Annotated in this window: 23 protein-coding genes; 10 read left to right on the top strand and 13 right to left on the bottom strand. The window is 63.2% G+C overall.

The features are described from left to right. Nucleotides 1-42: 42 nt before the first annotated feature. Complete coding sequence (locus HMPREF2559_RS10925; RefSeq protein ID WP_070540741.1) at nt 43-807, bottom strand: PspA/IM30 family protein; 765 nt, start codon at nt 805-807, stop codon at nt 43-45. Between the two features lie 80 nt (nt 808-887). Next, nucleotides 888-1259 carry a thioredoxin gene (trxA, locus tag HMPREF2559_RS10920; protein ID WP_066492558.1) on the bottom strand — a complete coding sequence of 124 codons (372 nt, stop codon included), beginning with the start codon at nt 1257-1259 and terminating at the stop codon, nt 888-890. 163 nt (nt 1260-1422) lie between these two features. Between trxA and HMPREF2559_RS10915 the strand changes: the two genes are divergently transcribed. From HMPREF2559_RS10915 to HMPREF2559_RS10900, 4 genes are all read left to right on the top strand, one after another. Then, complete coding sequence (locus HMPREF2559_RS10915) at nt 1423-1617, top strand: heavy-metal-associated domain-containing protein (protein ID WP_066492559.1); 195 nt, start codon at nt 1423-1425, stop codon at nt 1615-1617. Between the two features lie 116 nt (nt 1618-1733). Then, nucleotides 1734-3854, top strand: coding sequence for a heavy metal translocating P-type ATPase (locus tag HMPREF2559_RS10910; RefSeq protein WP_066492853.1), 2121 nt, complete (start codon nt 1734-1736; stop codon nt 3852-3854). Nucleotides 3855-3905: 51 nt separating this feature from the next. Continuing rightward, nucleotides 3906-5246, top strand: coding sequence for an MFS transporter (locus tag HMPREF2559_RS10905; RefSeq protein ID WP_070540758.1), 1341 nt, complete (start codon nt 3906-3908; stop codon nt 5244-5246). A 21-nt stretch (nt 5247-5267) separates the two neighbouring features. After that, on the top strand, nt 5268-5834 hold the full coding sequence (locus HMPREF2559_RS10900; protein ID WP_066492560.1) for a VanZ family protein: 567 nt from the start codon (nt 5268-5270) through the stop codon (nt 5832-5834). Nucleotides 5835-6044: 210 nt separating this feature from the next. Here HMPREF2559_RS10900 and dnaB read toward each other — a convergent pair whose 3' ends face one another. From dnaB to HMPREF2559_RS10860, 9 genes are all read right to left on the bottom strand, one after another. After that, nucleotides 6045-7526: a replicative DNA helicase gene (gene dnaB, locus HMPREF2559_RS10895; RefSeq protein WP_066492561.1), complete on the bottom strand. Its 1482-nt coding sequence runs from the start codon at nt 7524-7526 to the stop codon at nt 6045-6047. A 225-nt stretch (nt 7527-7751) separates the two neighbouring features. After that, nucleotides 7752-7955 (bottom strand): hypothetical protein, encoded by a 204-nt coding sequence (locus HMPREF2559_RS12865; protein WP_141628763.1) that lies wholly within the window; start codon nt 7953-7955, stop codon nt 7752-7754. A gap of 98 nt (nt 7956-8053) precedes the next feature. Beyond that, complete coding sequence (rplI, locus tag HMPREF2559_RS10890; protein WP_066492566.1) at nt 8054-8506, bottom strand: 50S ribosomal protein L9; 453 nt, start codon at nt 8504-8506, stop codon at nt 8054-8056. Between the two features lie 54 nt (nt 8507-8560). Continuing rightward, nucleotides 8561-9175, bottom strand: coding sequence for a single-stranded DNA-binding protein (locus tag HMPREF2559_RS10885; protein ID WP_066511237.1), 615 nt, complete (start codon nt 9173-9175; stop codon nt 8561-8563). A 44-nt stretch (nt 9176-9219) separates the two neighbouring features. Continuing rightward, nucleotides 9220-9510 (bottom strand): 30S ribosomal protein S6, encoded by a 291-nt coding sequence (rpsF, locus tag HMPREF2559_RS10880; RefSeq protein ID WP_070594249.1) that lies wholly within the window; start codon nt 9508-9510, stop codon nt 9220-9222. Nucleotides 9511-9709: 199 nt separating this feature from the next. After that, nucleotides 9710-9916, bottom strand: coding sequence for a hypothetical protein (locus HMPREF2559_RS10875; RefSeq protein WP_066492574.1), 207 nt, complete (start codon nt 9914-9916; stop codon nt 9710-9712). Continuing rightward, nucleotides 9913-11283, bottom strand: coding sequence for a glycosyltransferase family 87 protein (locus HMPREF2559_RS10870; protein ID WP_066492576.1), 1371 nt, complete (start codon nt 11281-11283; stop codon nt 9913-9915). The genes HMPREF2559_RS10875 and HMPREF2559_RS10870 overlap by 4 nt, the downstream gene beginning before the upstream one ends. Before the next feature lie 9 nt (nt 11284-11292). Beyond that, the gene (locus HMPREF2559_RS10865; protein WP_082723323.1) at nt 11293-13584 is read right to left on the bottom strand and encodes a transglycosylase domain-containing protein; all 2292 of its coding nucleotides are present in this window, start codon (nt 13582-13584) and stop codon (nt 11293-11295) included. A gap of 74 nt (nt 13585-13658) precedes the next feature. Beyond that, nucleotides 13659-14030, bottom strand: a complete 372-nt coding sequence (locus HMPREF2559_RS10860; RefSeq protein WP_066492855.1) for a DUF5318 family protein — start codon at nt 14028-14030, stop codon at nt 13659-13661. Nucleotides 14031-14166: 136 nt separating this feature from the next. Between HMPREF2559_RS10860 and HMPREF2559_RS10855 the strand changes: the two genes are divergently transcribed. From HMPREF2559_RS10855 to HMPREF2559_RS10840, 4 genes are read left to right on the top strand one after another with little or no spacing between them, the layout of a single operon-like run. Beyond that, nucleotides 14167-15255, top strand: coding sequence for an inositol-3-phosphate synthase (locus HMPREF2559_RS10855; protein WP_070540738.1), 1089 nt, complete (start codon nt 14167-14169; stop codon nt 15253-15255). 34 nt (nt 15256-15289) lie between these two features. Beyond that, nucleotides 15290-15775: a MarR family winged helix-turn-helix transcriptional regulator gene (locus HMPREF2559_RS10850; RefSeq protein WP_066492580.1), complete on the top strand. Its 486-nt coding sequence runs from the start codon at nt 15290-15292 to the stop codon at nt 15773-15775. A 48-nt stretch (nt 15776-15823) separates the two neighbouring features. Beyond that, nucleotides 15824-16801: a universal stress protein gene (locus tag HMPREF2559_RS10845; RefSeq protein ID WP_070540734.1), complete on the top strand. Its 978-nt coding sequence runs from the start codon at nt 15824-15826 to the stop codon at nt 16799-16801. A gap of 9 nt (nt 16802-16810) precedes the next feature. Beyond that, entirely contained in the window at nt 16811-17287 is a 477-nt protein-coding gene (locus HMPREF2559_RS10840; protein ID WP_070540731.1) for a hypothetical protein, read from the top strand. 30 nt (nt 17288-17317) lie between these two features. Here HMPREF2559_RS10840 and HMPREF2559_RS10835 read toward each other — a convergent pair whose 3' ends face one another. Next, a complete protein-coding gene (locus HMPREF2559_RS10835) occupies nt 17318-18244 on the bottom strand; it encodes an oxygen-dependent tRNA uridine(34) hydroxylase TrhO (protein WP_066492587.1) in 927 nt (308 codons plus the stop codon). A 39-nt stretch (nt 18245-18283) separates the two neighbouring features. Next, nucleotides 18284-19780 (bottom strand): DUF1846 domain-containing protein, encoded by a 1497-nt coding sequence (locus HMPREF2559_RS10830; protein ID WP_066492588.1) that lies wholly within the window; start codon nt 19778-19780, stop codon nt 18284-18286. 551 nt (nt 19781-20331) lie between these two features. On the opposite strand from HMPREF2559_RS10830, the gene HMPREF2559_RS10825 reads away from it, so the two are divergent. Together HMPREF2559_RS10825 and HMPREF2559_RS13345 are read left to right on the top strand one after the other, a co-directional pair. After that, on the top strand, nt 20332-21153 hold the full coding sequence (locus tag HMPREF2559_RS10825; RefSeq protein ID WP_066492592.1) for an Fpg/Nei family DNA glycosylase: 822 nt from the start codon (nt 20332-20334) through the stop codon (nt 21151-21153). 415 nt (nt 21154-21568) lie between these two features. Beyond that, nucleotides 21569-21847 carry an SOS response-associated peptidase family protein gene (locus tag HMPREF2559_RS13345; RefSeq protein WP_309473682.1) on the top strand — a complete coding sequence of 93 codons (279 nt, stop codon included), beginning with the start codon at nt 21569-21571 and terminating at the stop codon, nt 21845-21847. Nucleotides 21848-22105: the final 258 nt, after the last annotated feature.

Raw genomic sequence — 22105 nt, 5'->3', positions numbered from 1 at the left:
AAACCCCCAGTTCACAGGGAACTGGGGGTAACGCGTACGTCACTACTTCTCGGCGTCAGCGTCCGGAGCAGCGTCGAGCTCTTTCTTCTTCGCCATGTCGGCACGGATCTCGGCGAGGCGGGAGCTGGCCTTGAGCTCGGTGTCCGCCTTGGAGAAGTCCTGGATATTGACGGTCCCGGTGCCCTGCATGAGCTCCTGGGCGCCGAGGGCGTCCGTGTAGCGCTTCTCGATCTTGGCGCGGACAGAGTCAAGCGTGGGCGTCGAATCATCCGGGGACAGCTCGTTCATGGAGTCGAGGACCTTCGCGTTGGACTCCTGCATGGCGGCCTGATCGGCCTGCGCCATGAGTTGGTCGACCTGGGCGAGCTGCTCGCGCAGACGCGCTTCTGATTCCTTCTGCTGCTGCTTCGCCTGCTCCGCAGCCTGCGTTGCCGCCTGGTACTGAGTCTTCATGCCCTCGAGCTCCTGCTCGGCGGCGACGAGCTGCGCGGCAACAACCTCTGCGGCCTGGTTATATTCGGTGGCTGCGGTGGAATCGCCCTTGGCCGAGGCGGCATCGGCAAGCTCGAGCGCACGCTGCGTCTGCTCCTGGTACTTCTGCACAGACTCGATGAGGCGGTTCATCTGCATCTCGAGGCGCGACTGGTTGCCGATAATCTCGCTGGCGTGCTGGGTAATCTCCGCGTGCTGCTTCTTGGCCCCCTCGACCGCCTGCTGAATCTGGACCTTGGGGTCTGCGTTCTCATCGATCTTCTGATCGAAAGAAGCCATGAGGTACTTCCAGCCCTTGCTCATCGGGTTAGCCATTGTTTCGTACTCCTTATAGTTTCATTAAAAAAGGCGCTTTCCCACGATGATACGTGGGAAAGCGCCGTCGTGCGCAGGACTTAGGACTGCTGCGCCTGCTGGGCAGCCACCTGCTTGCGGACCTCGTCCATGTCGAGCCCCTCGACCTGACCGATAAGATCCTCGAGTGCGGCCGGCGGCAGGGCGCCTGCCTGACGGAAGACCATCACGCCATCGCGGAACGCCATGAGCGTGGGGATAGACTGGATCTGCAGGGCTGCGGACAGACCCTGGTTAGCCTCGGTATCGAGCTTCGCAAACGTGATGTTCTCGTGCTTCTCCGACGCTGCGTCGTAGACCGGAGCGAAGCGCTTGCACGGACCGCACCAATCGGCCCAGGCGTCAACGAGGACAATGCCCTCGGCGCTAACGGTGGACTCAAAGTCCTTTTCAGTGACGTCGACAGTCGCCATTGCGGTAACTCCTTTTATCAATCAGCTAATTTTGCTTCGTTCTTTCCTATCAACCGTACACGTTCGTGAGTTATTCCCACGGATATTTATCCTTGCCAGATACCCCCAGGGGGTATATTATCGACGGCGTAAGCAGTAGATCCCCGTACGAAGGAGACACACCATGAACAACTACACCGTCAAGGGCATGACCTGCGGCCACTGCGAGATGTCCGTGAAGGAAGAGATCGGCGAGATCGCCGGCGTCACCGCTGTCACCGCTGACCACGCCACCGGTGCCGTCACCGTCGAGGGCGAGGGCTTCACCGACGAACAGGTCGCCGCCGCCGTCAAGGAAGCCGGCTACGAGCTGGCCTAGGCCTTCTCTCGCGAAAGGCCGCCCGGCGCGAGAGCGCGCATAGGTTTGAACAGGAAAGGAGTTCCACGGTGACCACTCCCACCGCGCTACACCACATTGATCTCGGGGTGACCGGCATGACGTGCACGTCGTGCTCGTCACGCGTGGAGCGCAAGCTCAACAAGGTCGACGGCGTGGAGGCCACCGTCAACTTCGCCACGGAAGAAGCCTCCGTGAGCTACGACCCCACCACCACGAGCGTCGAGGACCTCATCAAGGTCATCGAGAACGCTGGCTATGGGGCGTTTTCTATGAGCGGGGATGACGAGCCTGAGGGCGCTGAGGATGAGGACGAGTCCGCCCGCGACGCGCAGACGGACGACCTGCTCCGCCGCACGCTCATCTCCGGTGCACTCTCGCTGCCGGTCATGCTCGTGTCCATGATCCCGGCTCTCCAGTTCACCAACTGGCAGTGGGCCGCGACCATTCTTGCGACCATCGTCTACATCTTCGGCGGCGCACCCTTCCACAAGGCGACGTGGACGAACCTCAAGCACGGCTCGTTCACCATGGACACGCTTATCACCATGGGCACCACGGCCGCCTACTTCTGGTCGCTTTACGCACTCTTTTTTGGCAACGCCGGCATGCCCGGCATGAAGATGCACATGACGCTGTTGTCCAACGACGCGGAGATGGACCACATCTACCTCGAGTCCGTGGGCATGGTCATCTCCTTCTTGCTGCTCGGCCGCTGGTTCGAGTTCCGCGCCAAGGGCCGGTCTTCGGAGGCACTGCGCTCGCTGCTCACCATGGGCGCGAAGGACGCGTCGGTGCTGCGTGACGGCGTCGAGGTGCGTGTGCCCATCAAGGAACTCCAGGTCGGCGATACCTTCATCGTTCGCCCGGGCGAGAAGATCGCCACGGACGGCATCGTCTCCGCTGGCAACTCCGCCGTAGACGAGTCCATGCTCACCGGCGAATCCGTGCCGGTTGAGGTGTCCGAAGGCTCTCGCGTTACCGGCGCCACCGTCAACGCCTCGGGCCGACTCGAGGTCCGCGCCACGAAGGTCGGCTCGGACACCGTGCTTGCGCAGATGGCCACGATGGTCAAGGACGCCCAGGCCTCCAAGGCCCCCATCCAGCGCCTCGTGGACAAGATCGCACAGGTCTTCGTCCCCGTTGTCATCGGAATCGCTATCCTCACGCTCATCGTCCACCTCTTCTTTGGGGGCGTCGCCCCGGCCTTCATCGCGGCGGTCGCGGTCCTCATCATCGCCTGCCCGTGCGCCATGGGCCTGGCTACGCCGACCGCCATCCTCGTCGGTTCCGGCCGCGGCGCCCAGATGGGCATCCTCATCAAGGGCCCGGAGATTCTCGAGTCCACCCGCGAGGTCGACACCATCGTGCTCGATAAGACGGGCACCGTGACCGAGGGCACGATGGCCGTCTCCCACGTCGAGGGCGACGTCCTCGCTCTCGCCGCCGCCGTGGAGCGCGGCTCCGAGCACCCCATTGCCAAGGCCATCGTCGCCGCGGCCCCGGACGCACCGGAAGCCACTGACTTTGCCTCGGTTCCCGGCCACGGCGTCGAAGGCACCGTGAACGGCCAGTGCGTCCTCGTCGGCCGCCCGCCAGCGGGCACCGACTACGAGGGCACCGGCACGCTCGTCGCCGTCACCGTGGACGGCGCCGTCAAGGGCACCATTGAGGTCCGCGACACCGTCAAATCCAGCTCGGCCACTGCCATCGCCCACTTCAAGGAGCTGGGACTTACCCCGCACCTGCTCACGGGCGACAACGAGCACGCTGCGCAGGCGGTGGCACGCGAAGTCGGCATCGAGTCCGTCACCGCCGGCGTCATGCCAGAAGACAAGGTAGCGACCATCAAGCGCCTCCAGGAAGAGGGCAAGACCGTGGCCATGGTCGGCGACGGCGTCAACGACGCAGCCGCTCTCGCCCAGGCGGATCTCGGTATCGCCATGGGCACCGGCACGGACGTCGCCATTGAGGCCTCCGACATCACGCTCATGAACGACGACCTCCGCTCCGCCGTCGACGCCATCCGGCTGTCCCGCCGCACCCTGAAGATCATCAAGGGCAATCTCTTCTGGGCGTTCGCCTACAACGTGGTCCTCATTCCGGTCGCCGCCGTCGGCCTGCTCAACCCCCTGTTCGCGGGTATTGCCATGGCCTTCAGCTCGGTCTTCGTGGTGAGCAACTCCCTGCGACTGAAGAATTTCCGCTCTATCGATTAAGAATTTGCACAGAATCTAGCGCCCCCGATTCCGGGGGCCTAATCTTTGTGCATGCCAATCCTTCGACAGAATTCTCTTCCTTTATCTCGCAACGAACGCCTCGATCGCCTGCCGGTCACGGGCAAGCACAAGAAACTCCTCATCGGCTCCGGCATTGGCTGGGCGCTCGACGCCATGGACGTCGGCCTCATTTCCTTCATCATGGCCGCCCTCGCCGTCCACTGGGGCATCACGCCCACCGAGTCCTCGTGGCTCGCCTCCATCGGCTTCATTGGCATGGCCATCGGCGCGACCTTCGGCGGGCTGCTTGCCGATAAGTTCGGCCGCCGCCACGTCTTCGCCCTCACGCTGCTCGTCTACGGTCTCGCCACCGGCGCCTCCGCGCTGTCCACGGGCCTGGTCATGCTGCTCGTCCTCCGCTTCCTCATCGGCCTGGGCCTGGGCGCAGAGCTCCCCGTCGCCTCGACGCTCATCTCCGAGTTCTCTCCGGTCAAGGTCCGCGGCCGCATGGTCGTCCTCCTCGAGGCCTTCTGGGCCGTGGGCTGGATCCTTGCCGCCGCCATCGGCACCTTCGTGGTCGGCGCGCATGACTCCGGCTGGCGCTGGGCCCTCGCGCTGGGCATGGTGCCGGCGTTCTACGCCCTCTACGTGCGCCTCCACCTTCCGGAGTCCGTGCGCTTTCTCGAGTCCCGCGGCCGGCACGAGGAGGCCGAGGAAATCGTCGCCTCCTTCGAGGCCGCCGTCCCCACCGACGCAGAGCTTGCCGATGCCCCCTCCACTCCCACCTTCGCCGAAGACGACGTCACCTCCCGCTCCATTTGGTCACCGTCCCTGCGCGGGCGCACCGCAGCACTCTGGACGGTCTGGTTCTGCGTCAACCTCAGCTACTACGGCGCCTTCGTGTGGATTCCGTCGCTGCTCGTAGCGGACGGCTTCTCGCTCGTGAAATCCTTCTCGTTCACTCTCATCATCACGCTGGCGCAGCTGCCGGGCTACGCGATGGCCGCCTGGCTCATTGAGGTCTGGGGCCGACGCGTGACGCTCGCCGCTTTCCTCGTGGGCTCCGCCTGCGCCGCGGGTCTCTACGGATTCGCGCATACGGAATGGCTCATCCTCGTCGCCGGCTGCCTGCTCTCCTTCTTCAACCTCGGCGCGTGGGGCGCGCTCTACGCCGTGGGCCCGGAGCTCTACCCCACGCACCTGCGCGGCGCAGGCACGGGTGCCGCCGCTGGCTTTGGCCGCCTCGCCTCCATCATCGCGCCACTCCTCGTCCCGCTCATCCTCGCCGGCGCGGGCTCCGGCTGGCTCTTCGCGCTTTTCGCGGCCGCCTTCGCTCTCGCGGCGCTCGCTGCCTTCGCTCTCCCTGAGCAACGCGGCAAGGCGCTTTCCTAGATCTGCTCTACAATCGCGGGCATGCGCTCTTCCCGTCTGACCCCCACTCTGGTCCTCGCCCTCGGCGGCTACGTGGGGGTCATCGTTGCCCTCACCCTGCTCAAGGCCTTCTTCCAGATCGGCTACCTGTGGCTGCCCGAGAACCAGGTGGCCCGCGAGATTCGTCTCCGTCCCTTGGCGGAGCTCGACGGCACCTCGTGGTTCGGTCCCGTCTTCGGCTACGGCGGCAACTTCGCGCTCTTTGTCCCGCTGGGCGTCCTGCTCTTCATTCTCCTGCGCCGCATTGGGCCTGTTACCGCGTGTGGCTTCGGCCTCTCGCTCACGGTGGAGACCCTCCAATACGCCTTTGGTCTCGGCCGCAGCGACATCGACGACCTCATATTCAACACCCTCGGCGCATTCGCTGGCGCCGCCTTCGCCTCCTGGTGCGGGCCACGGTTTCACCGCCTGTGGATCTGGCTAGGCATCCTCACGACCGCGGTGTTCGTGGTCCTCGCCGCGCTCGGACCACGGCTCGGCGATCCGGACAAGGTGAAGGACGTTTCGGCGCCTTCAGTTACTTCCCAGGAATTGCCAGGTAACGCGTAGCCGCGTGTAGGGCTCCCGCCAGCCTCGTGTCCCATACTGAGTTCATGCGTTTGAGAGGCGCATACCTTTGAGAGAGATAGAGTCGCCGTGAGCCCCAACCTTCGGGTTGGGGCTCACGGTGTTTTTCACTTCAAGCCAATGTGAGCCATAAACGCATCACGCGGCGACGCCACGTCAGCCTGAAAGGAAAACCGTAGCAGCGGTGCGCCCCTAGCCGCGGGCCATATTGACGAACTTCGAGTAATGCAGCTGGTGCGCGACCGTCACGGTATCGATAGGGCCGCCGCGGTGCTTGGCCAGGATGATGTCGGCCTCGCCGGCACGCTCGTTATCGCGATCCTGAGAGTCCGGGCGGTAGAGCAGCATAACCATATCGGCGTCCTGCTCCAGCGAACCCGACTCACGCAGGTCAGCGAGCTGCGGCTTCTTGTCCGTACGGGCCTCAGGACCGCGGTTCAGCTGCGAGATGGCGATGAGCGGAACCTCGAGCTCCTTGGCGAGCAGCTTGAGGCTACGGGAGAACTCCGAGACCTCTTGCTGACGGGACTCGACCTTCTTGCCCGAGCTCATCAGCTGCATGTAGTCGAGGACGATCATGTCGAGGCCATGTTGCTGCTTGATCTTGCGGGCCTTGGTGCGGATCTCCATCATGGTGAGGTTCGGTGAGTCATCGATGAACATCGGCGCGTTGTCGATGCGCGTGATGGTCTCCTCGAGCTTGGACCAGTCTTCCGGCGAAATGCGGCCAGCACGCATATCCGCAAGCTTGACCTCAGACTCCGCGGAGAGCAAACGCATGAGGATTTCGTTCGCGGACATCTCGAGGGAGAAGATGACGGAGGTCTTGCCGTGGTGGAGGGAACACGAGCGCATGAAGTCCATGGCCAGCGTTGACTTACCCACACCCGGACGAGCGGCGACGATGACCATCTGGCCAGCATGGAGACCGTTGGTGAGCTTATCCAGATCGACAAAGCCGGTGGGAACGCCGAGTTCGACGCCGCCGTGTTCCTGCAGCTGCACAAGCTCATCGATGGTAGGCACGATGAGCTCGCTCAGCGGCTTGTAGTCTTCGGACTTCTTGCGCTGCGAGACGTTAAAGACGGCTTGCTGCGCGTCGTTAATGACGGATTCGAGCTCCGCGTCCTCCTGGGCCTCGTAGCCCAGCTGGACCACGCGCGTGCCGGCGTCGATGAGGCGACGGAGGACAGCCTTCTCCGCGACGATTTCTGCGTAATAGCGTGCGTTGGCTGCGGTAGGCACCGAGGCCAGCAGAGTGTGCAAATACGGGGCACCACCGGCGCGCTCGAGCTCGCCGTAGCGGTCAAGGCGGCCGCTGAGCACGACGGCATCGATTTCCTTGCCGTCAGCGAACAACGCCATGATGTGCTTGAAGATGATGGCGTGCGCCGGGTAGTAGAAGTCGTCCTCCGTGACGATCTCAGAGACCTCAGACGCCGTGGCCGGGCTAAGCAGCATGGCGCCCAGGACGCCCTGCTCCGCCTCGCGGTCAGCCGGCGGCTGGCGGAAGTTACCGTACGCGGCGTAATCGCCGTCGTTCGTGTGCTTGCCACGGCGGCCGGTGCCGCGGCCGAAGCGGCGCGGTTTCTCCTCCGGGGGCGCGGGCTCCATGGGCCCAAAATCCTCTTCCGGCGGCGCGTAATTGTCGTCATCAAAACTTGGCGTAGTCACCAGGTGTCCCCTCTTTCATCCGTCTGCGTCCCTACTCTAGTTCAGCGTCCTGACACGGCCAGAACGTCTAGTCTCGTCTACCCCCTGGGCACAAATTGCACCGTTATCCACAGCAACCTGTAGAAACCCCAGGTGGTTAACAGCGGAAGATACATTTCCCATGGTCAGGCCTGTGGATAACTTTCACCGGCTCTGACCTGCAACGATCGTTTGCGCAGGTCAGAGCTATTTATTGCGGGTGTGAAAATCCTCACCAGATCCGTGGATAAGTGCCTTTACCTGCGGGAAAGCAGCCATGGCCGGAATGTGAAGATTGGGTAAAGGACAATAAGTTATCCACAGGTTACGCGAGTTTTCCACAATTTCACCGGCGAGCGGCCACAGACAGGAAAAATGCCACAGCGCCCCGGGCGCAATGCGGGAAGCCATCACCTCACATGATGGCCAGCCCGCGGCGCGGGGCGCTGCGGCGTGCTGTTGTCTTTGGGTCTAGACGCTACACGAGCGTAGACCGTCGTGCGCCAAAATTAGGCAGCGACGACCGAGAAGTTCACCTTGCCGAGAACGTCAGCGTGCAGCTTGAGCTCGACCTGGTAGTTGCCAGTCTTCTTGACGAGGCCCTTAGGAAGCACAACAATGCGCTTATCCAGCTTGGGGCCACCGGCGGTTTCGACCGCGGCAACGATGTCCTCTGCGGACACGGAACCGAAGAGCTTGCCCTTCTCCGAGGTCTTCACCGGCACCTTGATGTCGGTGAGCTGCTCGAGCTGGGTGCGAATCTCGCGTGCGTGGTCCAGGTCGCGAATTGCGCGAGCTTCCTGGGCGCGCTTGATGCCCTCGATCTGCTTCTCAGCACCACGGGTGGCAACGATGGCCAGACCGCGCGGAAGCAGGTAGTTACGTCCGTAGCCGTCCTTAACCTCAACAATATCGCCTGCGGCGCCGAGGTTCTCAACGGCAGCGGTGAGGATCAGCTTCATGATCCCTGCCTTTCAATTGAGTCTTTAATAATTTAGATTGCGTGTAAAACAGCTTTAGAACGGGGGTTCATCAGCGGCGCCGCCAAAGCCGCCAGCCGGCGGGGCGGAGTTCCACGGATCGTTAGCGGGTGCCTGCTGCTGCGATTGCTGGCCAAAGTTCTGGTTGTTGTTACCACCAAAACCGCCCTGCGATTGCTGCTGCTGGCCGGCATTGTTATTGCCGCCGCCAAAGCCGCCACCGAAGTTGCCGCCGCCCTGGATATTGTCATTGCCGCCGCCGTAGTTGCCGTTGCCGCCCTCACGGGGGTTACGGGCAACCTGTGCGGTGGCATAACGCAGAGACGGACCGACTTCGTCAACGTCGATCTCGAAAACCGTGCGGTTTTCACCTTCGCGGGTCTGGTAAGAACGAGCCTTCAGGCGACCGGTCACGATAATGCGCATGCCTTTCGTGAGGGTCTCGGCCACGTTCTCCGCCGCTTGGCGCCACACGTTGCAGGTGAGGAACATTGCTTCGCCGTCTTCCCACTGGTTCGTCTGCGAGTTGTAGCGACGAGGGGTCGAGGCGACGCGGAAGTTAGCAACAGCTGCTCCCGCCGGGGTAAAACGCAGTTCCGGGTCAGCAACGATGTTGCCGACGACCGTGATGTTGGTGTCTCCCTGAGCCATGATGTCTCCTTACAAGCGTTGGTTACTGATGTACCCAGTATCCGCTATTTGCTGTCAGTGCGCAGAACCTTGGTACGCAGAACGTTGTCGTTCAGGTTCAGACGACGATCGAGCTCGAGCACAGATGCGGACTCGCACTCGAGGGTGACGACGGCGTAGATGCCTTCGTCCTTCTTGTTGATCGGGTAGGCCAGACGGCGCTTGCCCCAGATATCAACGTTTTCTACCTTGCCGTTCTCTTCACGCACGGTGGAGAGGAACTTGTCCAGGGACGGGGCAACGGTGCGTTCATCCTGGGTAGGATCCAGAATGATCATGACTTCGTAGTGACGCACGGACCTCATCACCTCCTATGGTCTAGTAATTGTTTTTCGGCCACATCACCTTTGCGGATGTGGCAGGAGGGTTCGTTGCGTCAAGCAACCCCACGAGAATACCCCACATGCAGGTAAAAACGGAAATCGCCGCCGGCCCCAGCGGGGCAGGCGGCGAATGACAAAAGTGTAATTCCGAAGTGTGGTTCTGGACCCAGAGTTACGGCAGCTGCTGGCCGCCGGGCGCGGCGAAGAAGACGGCCGTTCCCGCCGGAATGATGGTGAGGAACACCAAGGCGAGGAGCCCCAGCACGATGGGCACCGTGCGGTTGGAGCCCGGCTCGCCCTTCTGGAACGTGTAGTAGGCACCCATCACGCAGCAAAAGCCGATGACGATGGACACGATGCCCACGATGGTGAAGGTCATTTCGCGAAATCTCCTGCTAGTAGATCGGTGCCATTGTCCGCGAGCACCTTGTCGCGGCTCTTGCCCAGCATCTGACGGATGACGAGCACGGCAATGGCGAGGATGAAGCCGTCGCGCAGACAGATGGCGAGGTCGAGCATCTCTCCCGGCAGGCCCTTGTTCTCCACGCCATGCATGTGGAGCATGAGGATGGGCCAGACGAGGGCATCGAAGAAGCCCCACGTGAAAATGAGCCGCCAGTTGGGCAGCGCGAGGACGGCCGGCACGAGCAGCCACAGCGAATACTGCGGCGACCACACCTTGTTGAGCATGAGGAAGGCCACGAGGATGAGGAAGACGAGCTCCGCCACGCGCGGGGTGCGCTGGGTCCGCAAACCAAAGATGAGGATGCCCACGCACAGCGCGAGGAAGCCCACGAGCGAGAAGACGTTGACAAACTCGGCCGACATGGGCAAGTTGGGGACGTTGCGCGCAATCATCGCGTAGAGCGTCGTCCACTCCCAGCCACGCGTGGAGTTGAGGCGGAAGAACTCGTACCAGGCATCCGGGTAGAGCAGCGCGATCGGAATATTGACGACTGCCGCCGCGCACACGGCACCGCCAAGCAGCCTGAAGAAGGGCACGAAGCGACGGTGCCGGATGGCGAGCACGAGGAACGCGCCGAGCATGAACAGCGGCCACATCTTAAACGCGAAGCCCAGGCCGATGAGGATGCCGCCCAGCCAGTTTTTGCGCTTGCTCACGGCAAGCAGCGCGGCGACGGCCAACGTGATGGATGGGATGTCCCAGTTGGTGAAGCCATGCATGATGACGAGCGGGCTCGCGGCGACGAGCAAGCCGTCCCAGAGACGGTTGCCGAGGAGCTCGCCCACCATGCGCAGGGTCGCCACCCACATGATGGCCATCGTGAGCGCGGTAAGCGCGAAGTACCAACCAGCGTCGGCGACGGCCCACGAAACGAGCGGATACGTCGTACGCGCGAGCCAGCCCTCAAAGCCCTGGAAGAGACCAGCGAGGACCGGGTACTCCATGTAGCGAGTGAGATCGCCCTCCTGCCACGAGTACGCGTAGACGAAGCCCGGCTTGTCCAGACCGCGTCCGCCGTAGAGCGGAATGATGTCGTTATAGCAGAACGAGGTGTACTGGCGCGCGCCCGCCCAGTTGAGCGAGACCGTGCCGTCCTCATTCTTGATGCCACCCGCGCAGTTGGCCTTGGCCAGGTAAGCGAAGGCGAGGAAGACCCAGCCAACGGAGAGAACCCACCGCATGGCGTTGACGGGGCGCGAGGCATGCGTGCCGCGCGGGCCGCCGAAGAAATCGACAAGCCCGCGGGCGAGAGGCTCCCGGGAGAGAGCAGTGACGGTCATGCGCGCGGCCTACTGGTTGAGGAAGTCGTTGACGGCGTTGTTGAGGTCATTGCCCAGCTGCGTGAGCGCATCCTGATTTCCGCCGCCGGTGCCGCCGTTGCCATTCTCCGCCGGTGCAGCCGGGGCCGCGGGAGCGGCCGGCGCGGCGGGCGACTCTTGGCCGCCCGCGGGGGCATCGGCAGGATTTTCGTCATCCGGGGCATCGGAAGCAGCGGCGTCATCCGTCGAAGAATCCGACCATGTATTGGAGGAACCGGAGGACCAGGACGGGTCATAGTAGTAGCCAGAACCCGCCGTGCCCGTGCCGTAGCGGACCGGGACGGCGTCGGGGAAGTACTCGAAGTCCTGGTTCTCGAGCGAGGTGTCGAGGATGGACTTCCAAATCTGCGTCGCAGCGCCGGAGCCGTACATGATGCCGCCCCAGGCGTTGTAGATAGCAGACGTGTTGTCGGCGGTGCCGACCCACACGGCGGTAGCCAGCTGCGGGGTGGAACCAATCATCCACGTGTCGCGGTTCGCGCCAGTATCGCCCAGCTGCGAGGTACCGGTCTTCGCAGCGGACGGACGGCCGCCCGCCAGCGCGCCATTGGACCAAGCTGCGATGGGCTCCATGGCCTCGATGACGTTGCGGGCCACCTGCTTGGACACGCGACGCTCGCCAGTGTCCTCCGGGCGCTCATAGAGCACCTCGCCGGAGGAATCCGTCACGCGCTGCACGAAGTGAGTGTCGTGCCAGATGCCATCGTTGGTCAGGGTCGCGACGACGGTCGCCATGTCGATGGCGCGGGACGGGTACTGGCCCAGGATAATGCCGTCGTACGGACGCTGGCCTTCCTCGCTCAGCGTCTTATCGCCATTGGCGTAGGTCGGGGCGATGCCCAGGGCGTGGCCCATGTCCGCAGTGTCCTGCGACTTATTCGCAAGGTCCGCCTGGAGGCGCTGGAAGGACGTGTTGTAGGAGTTCTTCAGCGCTTCCTTGAGCGAACAGCTACCGCACGAGCCGCCCTCGTCGTTGTTCACAATGATGTTCGTGCCTTCAAGCTGGTACGGCGCGGAGGAGTAGTACGTGTCCGTGCTAATTCCCTGCTGGACAGCTGCGGCGAGCCCGATGATCTTGAAGATCGAGCCGGTCTGCATGGGAGCATTGGCGTAATCCCAGCCGTTGGCGTCGTGACCGCCGAAGTAGCCGCGCACAGCGCCCGTCTTCGGGTCGACGGTCACGGCTGCGGCGCGGGCATCCTCCTGGAGCGGGGCGAGGGCGGTATCGGCGGCATCGAGAGACGCGTTCTGGACGTTCATGTCGATGGTCGTCGTAATCTGCAGGCCACGGGTCTGCACGTCTTCCTCGGTGATGCCGATGGTGCCGAGCTCGGCGATGACCTGGTTCTTGATGTGGCCGTTGGCGCCGGTGGCCTCCGTGTACGCGGAGTACTCAGAGGGGTCGCGCGTCTGCGGGAACTGCATCCCGGCGCGCTCCGAGGCGTCGAGGACGCCCATCTCCACGAGTCCATCAAGCACGTAGTTCCAGCGGCCAGCGGAGGCCTCAGGGTCGACGGCCGGGTCGAGGGCAGACGGCGCCTGGATGACGCCGGCGAGCAGCGCGGACTCTTCCGTGGTGAGGTCCTCGACGTTCTTATTGAAGTAGGCGTTGGACGCCGCCTGGATACCGTAGGCGTTGCGACCGAAATAGACCGTGTTGAGGTACGCGTTGAGAATGGTCTCCTTGTCCCACTCGTTGGTCATCTTGACGGAGTAGATGAGCTCGCGAGCCTTGCGCACGTAGGACCGCTCGTTGCCCACGAGCGTGTTCTTCACGTACTGCTGGGTAATCGTCGAACCACCACCGGCGGTGGGGTTGCCGGTGAGCTGACCCACGACGGCGCGACCGAAGCCGGTGAAGGAAAAACCGGAGTTTGTCCAGAACTCGCGGTCCTCAGCGGCCAAGACCGCGTCCTGCATGTGTTGCGGAACCTGCTCGAGCTTGACCTGCGTGCGGTTGCCCTCCGGCGGGACGAGGCGGGCGAGCTGCGTCTGGCCGTCGTTCGCGTAGATGGTGGTAATCTGCTTATTCGCCAGTTCCTGGGGTTCAGGAACCTTGTACTGCGAGTACGCGAAAGCAAATAGTCCGAGCGGGATGAGGATCGCCGCGAGCAGGACGATCAGCACGATCCATGGCCAGCGGCGACGCTTCTTCTTCGTCGGCTGTGCGGCCTTGGCACGCGTCCTCGCAGCTGACGTGTTGTCGAGAGCGTGACGGCCCCGGGACTCGCCGGTGCTCTTCGGTTGTTCGGAATCGGTCACCTGTGCGCCTTTTCTTCAAGTGGTGGAGAGGTATCTCTTTAAACCTTAAAACTTAACACGCAATCCTGGGATTCCTAATAGACCGTGGCCGTTTCCAGCAGATGGTTCCAGTGACATGTAGGACACACTTCCACGGCATGGACGGTGAATTCCTCCCCGCGGGCGGCGAGCTCCGCGCCGATCTCCGCAACTTCGGCGGGCGGGCGGGCGCTCCCGGCGCGCCGTCCGAGGACGTCGCCGAAGATCCAATACGTCACGCGCATGGGACTCGCGCAGATCGGACACGGACGCGGGGAGTCCACGCCGTGATGGGTGGCGGCGGCGCGCAGCAAGAAGTCCGCGTCGCAGATCTCATCGCGCTGGAGCCTGCCGTCCCGAAAATCGCGCAGGTGCGCCGCCCGCTCCCACGCGTGGGAGACAGGGTGCTTGGTTCGAACTCCGGGAATCACGGCACCCAGCCTAACCCACGCCTCCCCGCACTGGGCTTCAACGATCCAGTCTCTCCAGGTCCCCACTTCTGGCAAATTCCCCGCTAGCTTGGCTCCCGGAAGCGCGATAGTCGCGCGGAAAGGAAATACATCAATGTCACAGAAGGTGCGCGTCGCCATTGCCGGCGTGGGCAACTGCGCCACGTCGCTCATCCAGGGCGTGGAGTTCTACCGCGACACCCCGGCGGAGCAGAAGATCCCGGGGCTCATGCACACCGTCTTCGGCGGCTACCACGTGGGCGACGTCGAATTCGTCGCTGCCTTTGATGTGGACGCGGCCAAGGTGGGCCACGACCTCGCAGACGCCACCCGCACGGAGACGTCCTGCACGATCACCATCGCGGACATCCCGGAGTTGGGCGTGACCGTCCAGCGCGGCCCGACGCTCGACGGCCTGGGCACGCACTACCGCGAGGTCATCGAGGAGTCCGAGGCCGAGCCGGTGAACGTGGCGCAGGCGCTGCGCGACGCCCAGGTGGACGTCCTCGTGTCCTACCTGCCAGTGGGCTCGGAGGAGGCGGATAAGTTCTACGCTCAGGCCGCGCTCGACGCAGGCTGCGCCTTCGTCAACGCCCTCCCCGTCTTCATCGCCTCGGATCCGGAGTGGGCCCAGAAGTTTACGGACGCGGGCGTGCCCATCGTGGGCGACGACATCAAGAGCCAGGTGGGTGCCACGATTACCCACCGCGTCCTGGCCAAGCTCTTCGAGGACCGCGGCGTGCGCCTTGACCGCACCATGCAGCTCAACGTGGGCGGCAACATGGACTTCAAGAACATGCTCGACCGCACGCGCCTGGAGTCGAAGAAGGTCTCCAAGACTCAGGCGGTGACCTCCAACCTCCACGAGTCCCCGCTCGCGGGCAAGGTCCATGACCACAACGTCCACATCGGCCCCTCGGACTACGTGCCGTGGCTGGACGACCGCAAGTGGGCCTACGTGCGCCTCGAGGGCTCGGCCTTCGGCGAGGTTCCGCTCAACCTCGAGTACAAGCTGGAGGTCTGGGACTCCCCCAACTCCGCTGGCGTCATCATCGACGCTGTGCGCGCCGCGAAGATTGCACTCGACCGCGGCCTGGGCGGCCCCATCCTGCCTGTCTCCTCCTACCTGATGAAGTCCCCGCCGGTGCAGCTGGGTGACGAGGAGGCCCGCGCACAGCTCGAGGCCTTTATTCGCGGGGAGTAGCCAGAATGCGACGGCTTCGATATATTTAGTTTCTATGAATGAACAAGATGCGGAGTCTCCCTCGAGCTTCGAGGTCGCGCTCGAGGTGAGTACGGAGCTGCAGCCGGCGCTTAACAAGCTCATGGTCATCTTCCAGCGCACGACGGAGGGCTCGCGGCTTACCACCTCGCAGGTTTCCATCATGAACCAGCTCAAGCGCCGCGGCCCGTCCCGGGTGTCCGCCATCGCGGAAGCCGAACTCATTCGCATGCCCACCGCTTCGAATGCCCTGTATCAGCTGGAGTCGCGCGGCTTCGTCGAGCGCATGCGGGATGAAAAGGATCGCCGCGGCGTCCTCGTCGCACTCACGGAATTGGGCGAGGCCGAACTCAACACCGTCTCCCGCCAACGTGCGGAAGCACTCGCGGAAATTCTTCGCTGGCTCGAGCCCGAGGATCTGGAGACGGCGAACGAGTTCACGGGTCTTATCAGCCGCCTGGCTACCGTTTATCAGCCGCCGCGATTTTCCCAAAACGGATAGGGGCCGCTAATAATAGAGGAAAGCACGCTCCTCATTGATTCGGTGACTATGGCTAAAAATTCCGCGGCATTCCCACCCGCTCTGGCAGACCCTTCGGTTCCCCTGCGTCTTCTCGTCTTGTGGAACCCGGCCACGCCTGGCGCGGAGCAGTCCACCGGCGCCATCGACGTCGCCGCGTGGCTCGGCCGCAGCACCCGCGTACGCGTGCGCGTCGCCTCCACCTTCGTGCAACCCTGGGCGTCGGCCCCACTCGCCAAGCTGGGCGGCAAGTATAAAAAGTGGCTCAAGGCAGAATCGTCCGCCTACGCAGATGCCGTACGCAAGCAGCTCGCAGACTCCACACTGGAGAAGAAGCACTGGGACAAAGAGCCCGCCGCCCTCCTCGTCGGCCCCAGCCAGCCACGTTTGCTTACCGATGCCGCCGCGGACTTCAAGGCGGACATTATCCTGCTCGGCCCCCATCAGGCCGCGCCCAAGCACCGCCTCCTCGCGGGGTCTACCGCAGATAGCCTCTTGCACTACTCCCCCGTCGCCGTAGGGCTTACTCCCGCTGACGCCAAGCTCGCCAAGGGCGGCGTGAAGCGCATCAACTTTGCGTTCAGCGAAGACCACCACGAGGGACAAGACCGCGCCCTGCGCCAGGCAGCCTCGCTCGCCGCACGCCTCGACGTCCCGCTGCGTCTCGTCGCGTTCTCACCCACCGGGCTCATCCACCCGCCGCTCAATGCGCAAGTCGACGTCACGAAGAAGCTCGCCACGGAGTGGCACGAGCACACGCTCTCCCTTCTCGATCGCGCGACGGATCTCGTCCAGGACGAGTTCCCGCAGCTCGAGGTCTCCTCCGTACTCGGCTCCGGCGCGGGCTGGCAAGGCGCCGTGGACGCGGTGAAGTGGAAGAAATCTGACCTCATGGTTTTCGGTTCCAACCCCATCTCGCCCTTTGCCCGCGTCTTCTTGGGCTCGCACGCCACGGAGCTCCTCCCCCACCTCACGGTCCCCGTCATCGTCATTCCGGCTGAGGTTTAGACTTCAACTATGACCAGGCCTGAGCATCCGGAAAACGACCTCGACTCGCTCCTTGATTCCATGAACAAGCAGCCGCCCGAGCCACATACGTTCGACGAGCTTGCCGATGCCCCCGATCCCCTCAAGCTCGCCCGCGCCTCCCGCCGCTCCACGCGGCAGGCCATCATCTTCCCGCTCCTCATCGTCGCTGTCTCGCTGCTCATCGGCCTCGGCTCGCTACCGATTATCCGCTCCTTCGGCGGGCCGCTCTGCGCAACCGGCGAGGCAGACTGGCTGTGCACCGACACCGCCCGCTGGCTCTGGATGCCGCTGGCCATGCTCACCCCCACCCTCGGCATGGTGGGCTCCGGCGTCATCATGATGCGCAAGCTCAACGGCTACGTCCGCTGGTTCGTCTGGATGGGCACCTTCTGGTTCTGCGCCCTGCACTTCATGCTCTGGGGCATCGACGTCCTCCAGGTGTTCCTCGACGCCCAGAACCTCTAAGCTCCCCAGTTCCTTGCGCAAGGAACGGACTTAGGATGCGAGCTGGGCTGCGACCTCCGCGCAGTCCGGACGACCGCAGTGCTGCGTCTCGACATGCGAGGCGCAGTCATCGCAGATGAGCACCTGGCGGCGGCAGGTGTCCTCGTTGATGCAGTTGTGGAAGGTATTGGTCGCCGAACCGCAGTGGACGCAGTAACCGAGCTGGATAAAGCCGGGGTCTTCGAGGCCCTGGCCAAACTCGTGGTGCATGCGGCCGTCGAAGACGTAGAGCGAGCCCTCCCACAGCCCGTCATTGCCGAACTTCTCGCCGTAGCGGACGATACCGCCGTCGATTTGGTAGACCTCTTTGAAGCCGCGGTTCTTCATGAGCGAGGAAAGAATCTCGCAGCGAATGCCACCTGTGCAGTAGGACACGACCGGCTTGTCCTTCATCCAGTCGTACTTGCCGGACTCGAGTTCCTCGATAAAGTCGTGCGTCGTGGTGACATCCGGGACGACGGCGCCTTTGAACTTGCCGATCTCGGCTTCCATTGCGTTGCGGCCATCGAAGAAGACGACCTCGTCGCCGCGCTCTTCCACCAGCTTGTTGACTTCTTCCGGCTTGAGGTGGACGCCGCCGCCGATGACGCCGTTCTCGTCGACCTTAAGCTCGCCCGGCGCGCCGAAGGCCACGATCTCGTCGCGGACCTTGACGGACAAGCGCGGGAAGTCGTCTGCGCCGCCCTCGGACCACTTGAACTCCATGTTTTTGAAGCCCGGGTACTCCTTGGTCACGCGCACGTAGCGCTTACACGCCTCCATGTCGCCGCCCACGGTGCCGTTGATGCCATGCTCGGAGATGAGGATGCGCCCCTTGAGTCCCAGGGACTCGCACAGGGTGCGCTGCCACAACATGACGGCCGTGGGATCCGCGATGGGAGTAAAGGCGTAGTAGAGGAGAATTTTGCTGATGCTCACGCCTGCAATTCTAAGCGTGAGCACAGCAGATTCCAGAATTTAGCGCTTCTGGTAGAGCGCGGACTTACGCGCGAAGACCGGGTCCGAGGTGACGAGCACGCCGAGGTTGCGGAAGATGCCCTCGTCAACGGAACCCAGGATGGTCGTCGTGTGGACGTCACAGCCCTCGAGGTTCTTGAGCTGCTCGAGTGCCAGGCGCGCGTGCTCGTCCTTGGCGGCCGACACAGACAGGGCGATGAGCACCTCGTCCGTGTGCAGGCGCGGGTTGCGTGAGCCCAGGTGCTTCGTCTTCAGCGTCTGAATCGGCTCGATGGACTCCGGCGAGAGCAGGTGGATGTCATCATCGATGCCCGCAAGGTGCTTAAGCGCGTTAAGCAGCATGGACGAGGAACAGCCGAGCAGTTCGCTCGTGCGGCCGGTGATGATGGTGGCATCGGCAAGCTCGATGGTGGCAGCGGGCTCGCCGGTCTCCTCGGCCTTGGCGCGGGCCGGGGCCACGACGGGACGGTCGGTGGCCTTGATGCCAGCCTTCGCCATGACGACGGCGGCGCGATCCGACATCGTGGTGTCGAGGCCCAGGCGGGCTTCCTCGACGAGCGCCTTGAAGTAGCGGCGGATGATCTCCTGCTGCGAGGCGGCGCGGCAGACCTCGTCGTCCGTGATACAGAAGCCGGCCATATTGACGCCCATGTCCGTGGGCGACTGGTAGGGCGTGCCGCCGGTGAGCTTCTCCAGCATGGTCTTGAGCAGCGGGAAGGCCTCGACGTCGCGGTTGTAATTGACCGTGGACTCGCCATGGGCAGTGAGGTGGAAGTGGTCGATGATATTCGCGTCGTTGAGATCGACCGTTGCGGCCTCGTACGCGAGGTTGACGGGGTGCTCGAGCGGCAGGTTCCAGATGGGGAAGGTCTCAAACTTCGCGTAACCGGCCTTCACGCCGCCCCGGATCTCGTGATAGACCTGGCTCATCGCGGTAGCAAGCTTGCCGGAGCCGGGGCCCGGGGCGGTGACAACGACAAGATCGCGAGTGGTAGGCGCGAACTCGTTGCGGCCGAACCCCTCGTCCGAGACGACGAGGTCGAAGTCCGCCGGGTAGCCCGGGATGACGCGGTGGCGCGAGACCGTAAGCCCCAAGCGCTCGAGGCGATCGATGAACGCCTCCGCCATCTTGTTGCCGTCTTCGAGCTGCGTCATGACGACGTTCTGGACAAGGAAGCCGCGGCCGCGGAAGACGTCGATGAGGCGCAGAACGTCATCCTCGTACAGGATGCCCAGATCCGCACGGACCTTCTGGCGCTGGATGTCCTTGGCGTTGATGCACACGAGGATTTCGACGTCGTCCTTGATGCGCTCCAACATCGCAATCTTGTTGTCCGGGGTGAAACCGGGCAGGACGCGGGAAGCGTGCATATCGTCGAAGAGTTTGCCACCCATCTCTAGGTAGAGCTTGCCGCCAATCTGTTCGCGGCGGGCGTTGATGTGTTCGGACTGGAGCTCGATGTATTTCTCGCGGTCAAAGCCGATAGCGTGCGTCATGTAGTGGTGCCTTCCGGGGCGCTCGAGGGGTCCATCAAACACCGCGTTGCCGCGGGTCTGGGACGTCTAACATTCCGCACGAAAAGCTTACACCCGTCCGCGTTTCCTTTTTGAAAGCCCAGTTCAACCGCATGATTTCGCCGCCAGACAAGAAAGGAGGAAGCGCCTCGGCGCTGCCAAAGTGTAGGGGTGGCAACGAGGGCGCTTCCTCTGGTTCTCTTACAGTGGTGAAGTTTAAAGCCATTCCCAGGCTGTCACTCAGGTGACTAATCATGATTATGCACGAGAAAAGCGAAATCTCCTCAGCATTTTGTTGATATGTTGCCATCTCATGTAAACGATAGAAACATACTCTGCGCGTGAACTGCGTTAACGGCGTCAACTTATGAACGAAACACCATATTATGAATTACATCACACCGCGTCGCGGGCGGCTTGTTGCCCGTATTTTTCACTCGCTTTGCTTCGGCCAAGAGATGGGAGCGCATGGTGATACCAGGAAAGTACGGTAGGCAAGTCTTGCTTTCCATCCCGTGACTACGATAAACATCATGCCCGAAGGTCACCTCATCCATCATCTCGCGAACCGCCTCAACGCAGAGCTGCGCACCGGCCCGCTGAGCGTCACGAGCCCGCAAGGACGCTTCGCCGCTGAGGCCGCACTTCTCGACGGCACGACCATCGACTTCGCAGAGGCCCGTGGCAAGCACCTCTTCATTCACTTCGACGCCCCCTCGCCGGAGCACACCGTCCATATCCACTTAGGCCTCATCGGCAAGCTCTACTTCGAAGCCCCCGAGGATGACTGGGGACACATCCGCCTGCATATCAGCAATGAGACGTTGGCCACGAACCTGCGCGGTCCGCAATGGTGCCGACTCATCACCGACGCTGAATACGACGCCGCGCTGAAGAAGATCGGCCAAGATCCCGTGCGCGAGGACGCCGACCCAGAGTTTCTCTGGACCAAGGTGCACCGCTCCGCACGTTCCGTAGGCTCGTTGCTCATGGACCAACACCTCTTTGCCGGGGTGGGCAATATCTACCGTGCGGAGGTCCTCTTCCGCCAGGGCATCTCACCGTTCACGCCGGGCAAGGAGCTCACGCGCGCAGAATTCGACGCCCTGTGGGACGACCTCGTGACACTCATGCGGATTGGCGTGCGCGACGCCCGTATCGACACGGTCCGTCCCGAGCACACGCCGGAGGCCATGGGCCGCCCGCCGCGCAAGGACGACCACGGCGGCGAGGTCTACGTCTACCGCCGCGAAGGCATGGCCTGCTACGTGTGCGGCTCCCCCATCCACGAACAGACCATGGAGGGGCGCAACCTTTTCTGGTGCCCCACGTGCCAGCCAAGGCAATCAGCGTAAACGACTCCACGCACGTTTGTCCGCGCCTAGCTGTTAAAAGTCGGGCCAGGCGAGGTAGGTGCTAGTCGACATGACTCCAGTCTCTCATCTTTTGGGAATAATGGGTCCCGTGTGTGGCCGTGATGTCCTTTTCAGCACGCCCGAATAGCTCGGGGCGCCATGCGACGCCGCACCGGGCAGCAGCGGGTCGCGGTGGCCGGGGAGGCGCCGCAGGAGAATTACAACATCGCGCCCACTCATACGATGCCGGTGCTGCGGCCGTTTCGTGGGGTTCCGACCCTCGGGCCGGCGGTGTGGGGCTAACCGCCGAAGACTGTCTTCAAAGCCCACGGTGAGACGGCTTTCGACAAGCCAACCTTCGCAGGGTCGGAGCCGTGTGTGTTCATCACGGAAGGTTGGTACGAGTGGACGGCCGATGATGACCCCGCGCCGGGGACCAGCGGAAGCAGCCCTGGTTCACGTACGCCGGTGGAGGCCGATTTTTATTGCTGGGCTGTGTAAGGCGGTAAATGGGGTGGTGTACGCGACGATGGTGACCACGGCGGCCGCCCCGGAAATGAAGTGGTTGCATCACCGGATGCCGCGGGTGCTGGTGTCGGGAGAAAGGGTTGGGGAGGCCGTGGTGCGGGGAGCGCTGATGGTTCGAGCCACGCGGTCGATGAGATGTGCCGCTGGCTTGAGGGTAATGAAGTGACTTTGCGGGAGATGGCAGTAGGGCCGCCCGGGCACAGGTTGGGTGGCCTGGTGAGCGAGAAGGCGGATAAGGTGGGCGGCAACGTGGCTAACAACGGTCCGCATTTGATGGGGCGGTAGTCCGATGCACTGGGGTTGAGGGTGGGGCGAAGCCGGGGTTCGTATGCCCGGAAGCCGCGGCGGGGAGCTGGGGAATAGTGCGTTTCTTGTGGGGTCGGAATGCGGAAGCGGCGGGGCGCGGGGTGGTCCCCGCGGCTCC

It is taken from the genome of Corynebacterium sp. HMSC072G08 (assembly GCF_001809185.1).
Classification (GTDB): domain Bacteria; phylum Actinomycetota; class Actinomycetes; order Mycobacteriales; family Mycobacteriaceae; genus Corynebacterium; species Corynebacterium phoceense.
The sequence above is the reverse complement of the archived record's forward strand: the minus strand, read 5'-3'. Positions and strand labels throughout refer to the sequence as shown.

Coding starts and splice junctions, on each gene's coding strand:
- HMPREF2559_RS13345 (WP_309473682.1), top strand. CDS start 21,569: ATGATGACCCCGCGCCGGGGACCAGCGGAAGCAGCCCTGGTTCACGTA.
- HMPREF2559_RS10840 (WP_070540731.1), top strand. CDS start 16,811: ATGACCAGGCCTGAGCATCCGGAAAACGACCTCGACTCGCTCCTTGAT.
- HMPREF2559_RS10910 (WP_066492853.1), top strand. CDS start 1,734: ATGACGTGCACGTCGTGCTCGTCACGCGTGGAGCGCAAGCTCAACAAG.
- HMPREF2559_RS10925 (WP_070540741.1), bottom strand. CDS start 807: ATGGCTAACCCGATGAGCAAGGGCTGGAAGTACCTCATGGCTTCTTTC.
- HMPREF2559_RS10830 (WP_066492588.1), bottom strand. CDS start 19,780: ATGACGCACGCTATCGGCTTTGACCGCGAGAAATACATCGAGCTCCAG.
- HMPREF2559_RS10875 (WP_066492574.1), bottom strand. CDS start 9,916: ATGACCTTCACCATCGTGGGCATCGTGTCCATCGTCATCGGCTTTTGC.
- HMPREF2559_RS10915 (WP_066492559.1), top strand. CDS start 1,423: ATGAACAACTACACCGTCAAGGGCATGACCTGCGGCCACTGCGAGATG.
- HMPREF2559_RS10870 (WP_066492576.1), bottom strand. CDS start 11,283: ATGACCGTCACTGCTCTCTCCCGGGAGCCTCTCGCCCGCGGGCTTGTC.
- HMPREF2559_RS10845 (WP_070540734.1), top strand. CDS start 15,824: ATGGCTAAAAATTCCGCGGCATTCCCACCCGCTCTGGCAGACCCTTCG.
- trxA (WP_066492558.1), bottom strand. CDS start 1,259: ATGGCGACTGTCGACGTCACTGAAAAGGACTTTGAGTCCACCGTTAGC.
- HMPREF2559_RS10885 (WP_066511237.1), bottom strand. CDS start 9,175: ATGGCTCAGGGAGACACCAACATCACGGTCGTCGGCAACATCGTTGCT.
- HMPREF2559_RS12865 (WP_141628763.1), bottom strand. CDS start 7,955: ATGGCTTCCCGCATTGCGCCCGGGGCGCTGTGGCATTTTTCCTGTCTG.
- HMPREF2559_RS10900 (WP_066492560.1), top strand. CDS start 5,268: ATGCGCTCTTCCCGTCTGACCCCCACTCTGGTCCTCGCCCTCGGCGGC.
- HMPREF2559_RS10850 (WP_066492580.1), top strand. CDS start 15,290: ATGAATGAACAAGATGCGGAGTCTCCCTCGAGCTTCGAGGTCGCGCTC.
- HMPREF2559_RS10855 (WP_070540738.1), top strand. CDS start 14,167: ATGTCACAGAAGGTGCGCGTCGCCATTGCCGGCGTGGGCAACTGCGCC.
- HMPREF2559_RS10825 (WP_066492592.1), top strand. CDS start 20,332: ATGCCCGAAGGTCACCTCATCCATCATCTCGCGAACCGCCTCAACGCA.
- HMPREF2559_RS10905 (WP_070540758.1), top strand. CDS start 3,906: ATGCCAATCCTTCGACAGAATTCTCTTCCTTTATCTCGCAACGAACGC.
- rplI (WP_066492566.1), bottom strand. CDS start 8,506: ATGAAGCTGATCCTCACCGCTGCCGTTGAGAACCTCGGCGCCGCAGGC.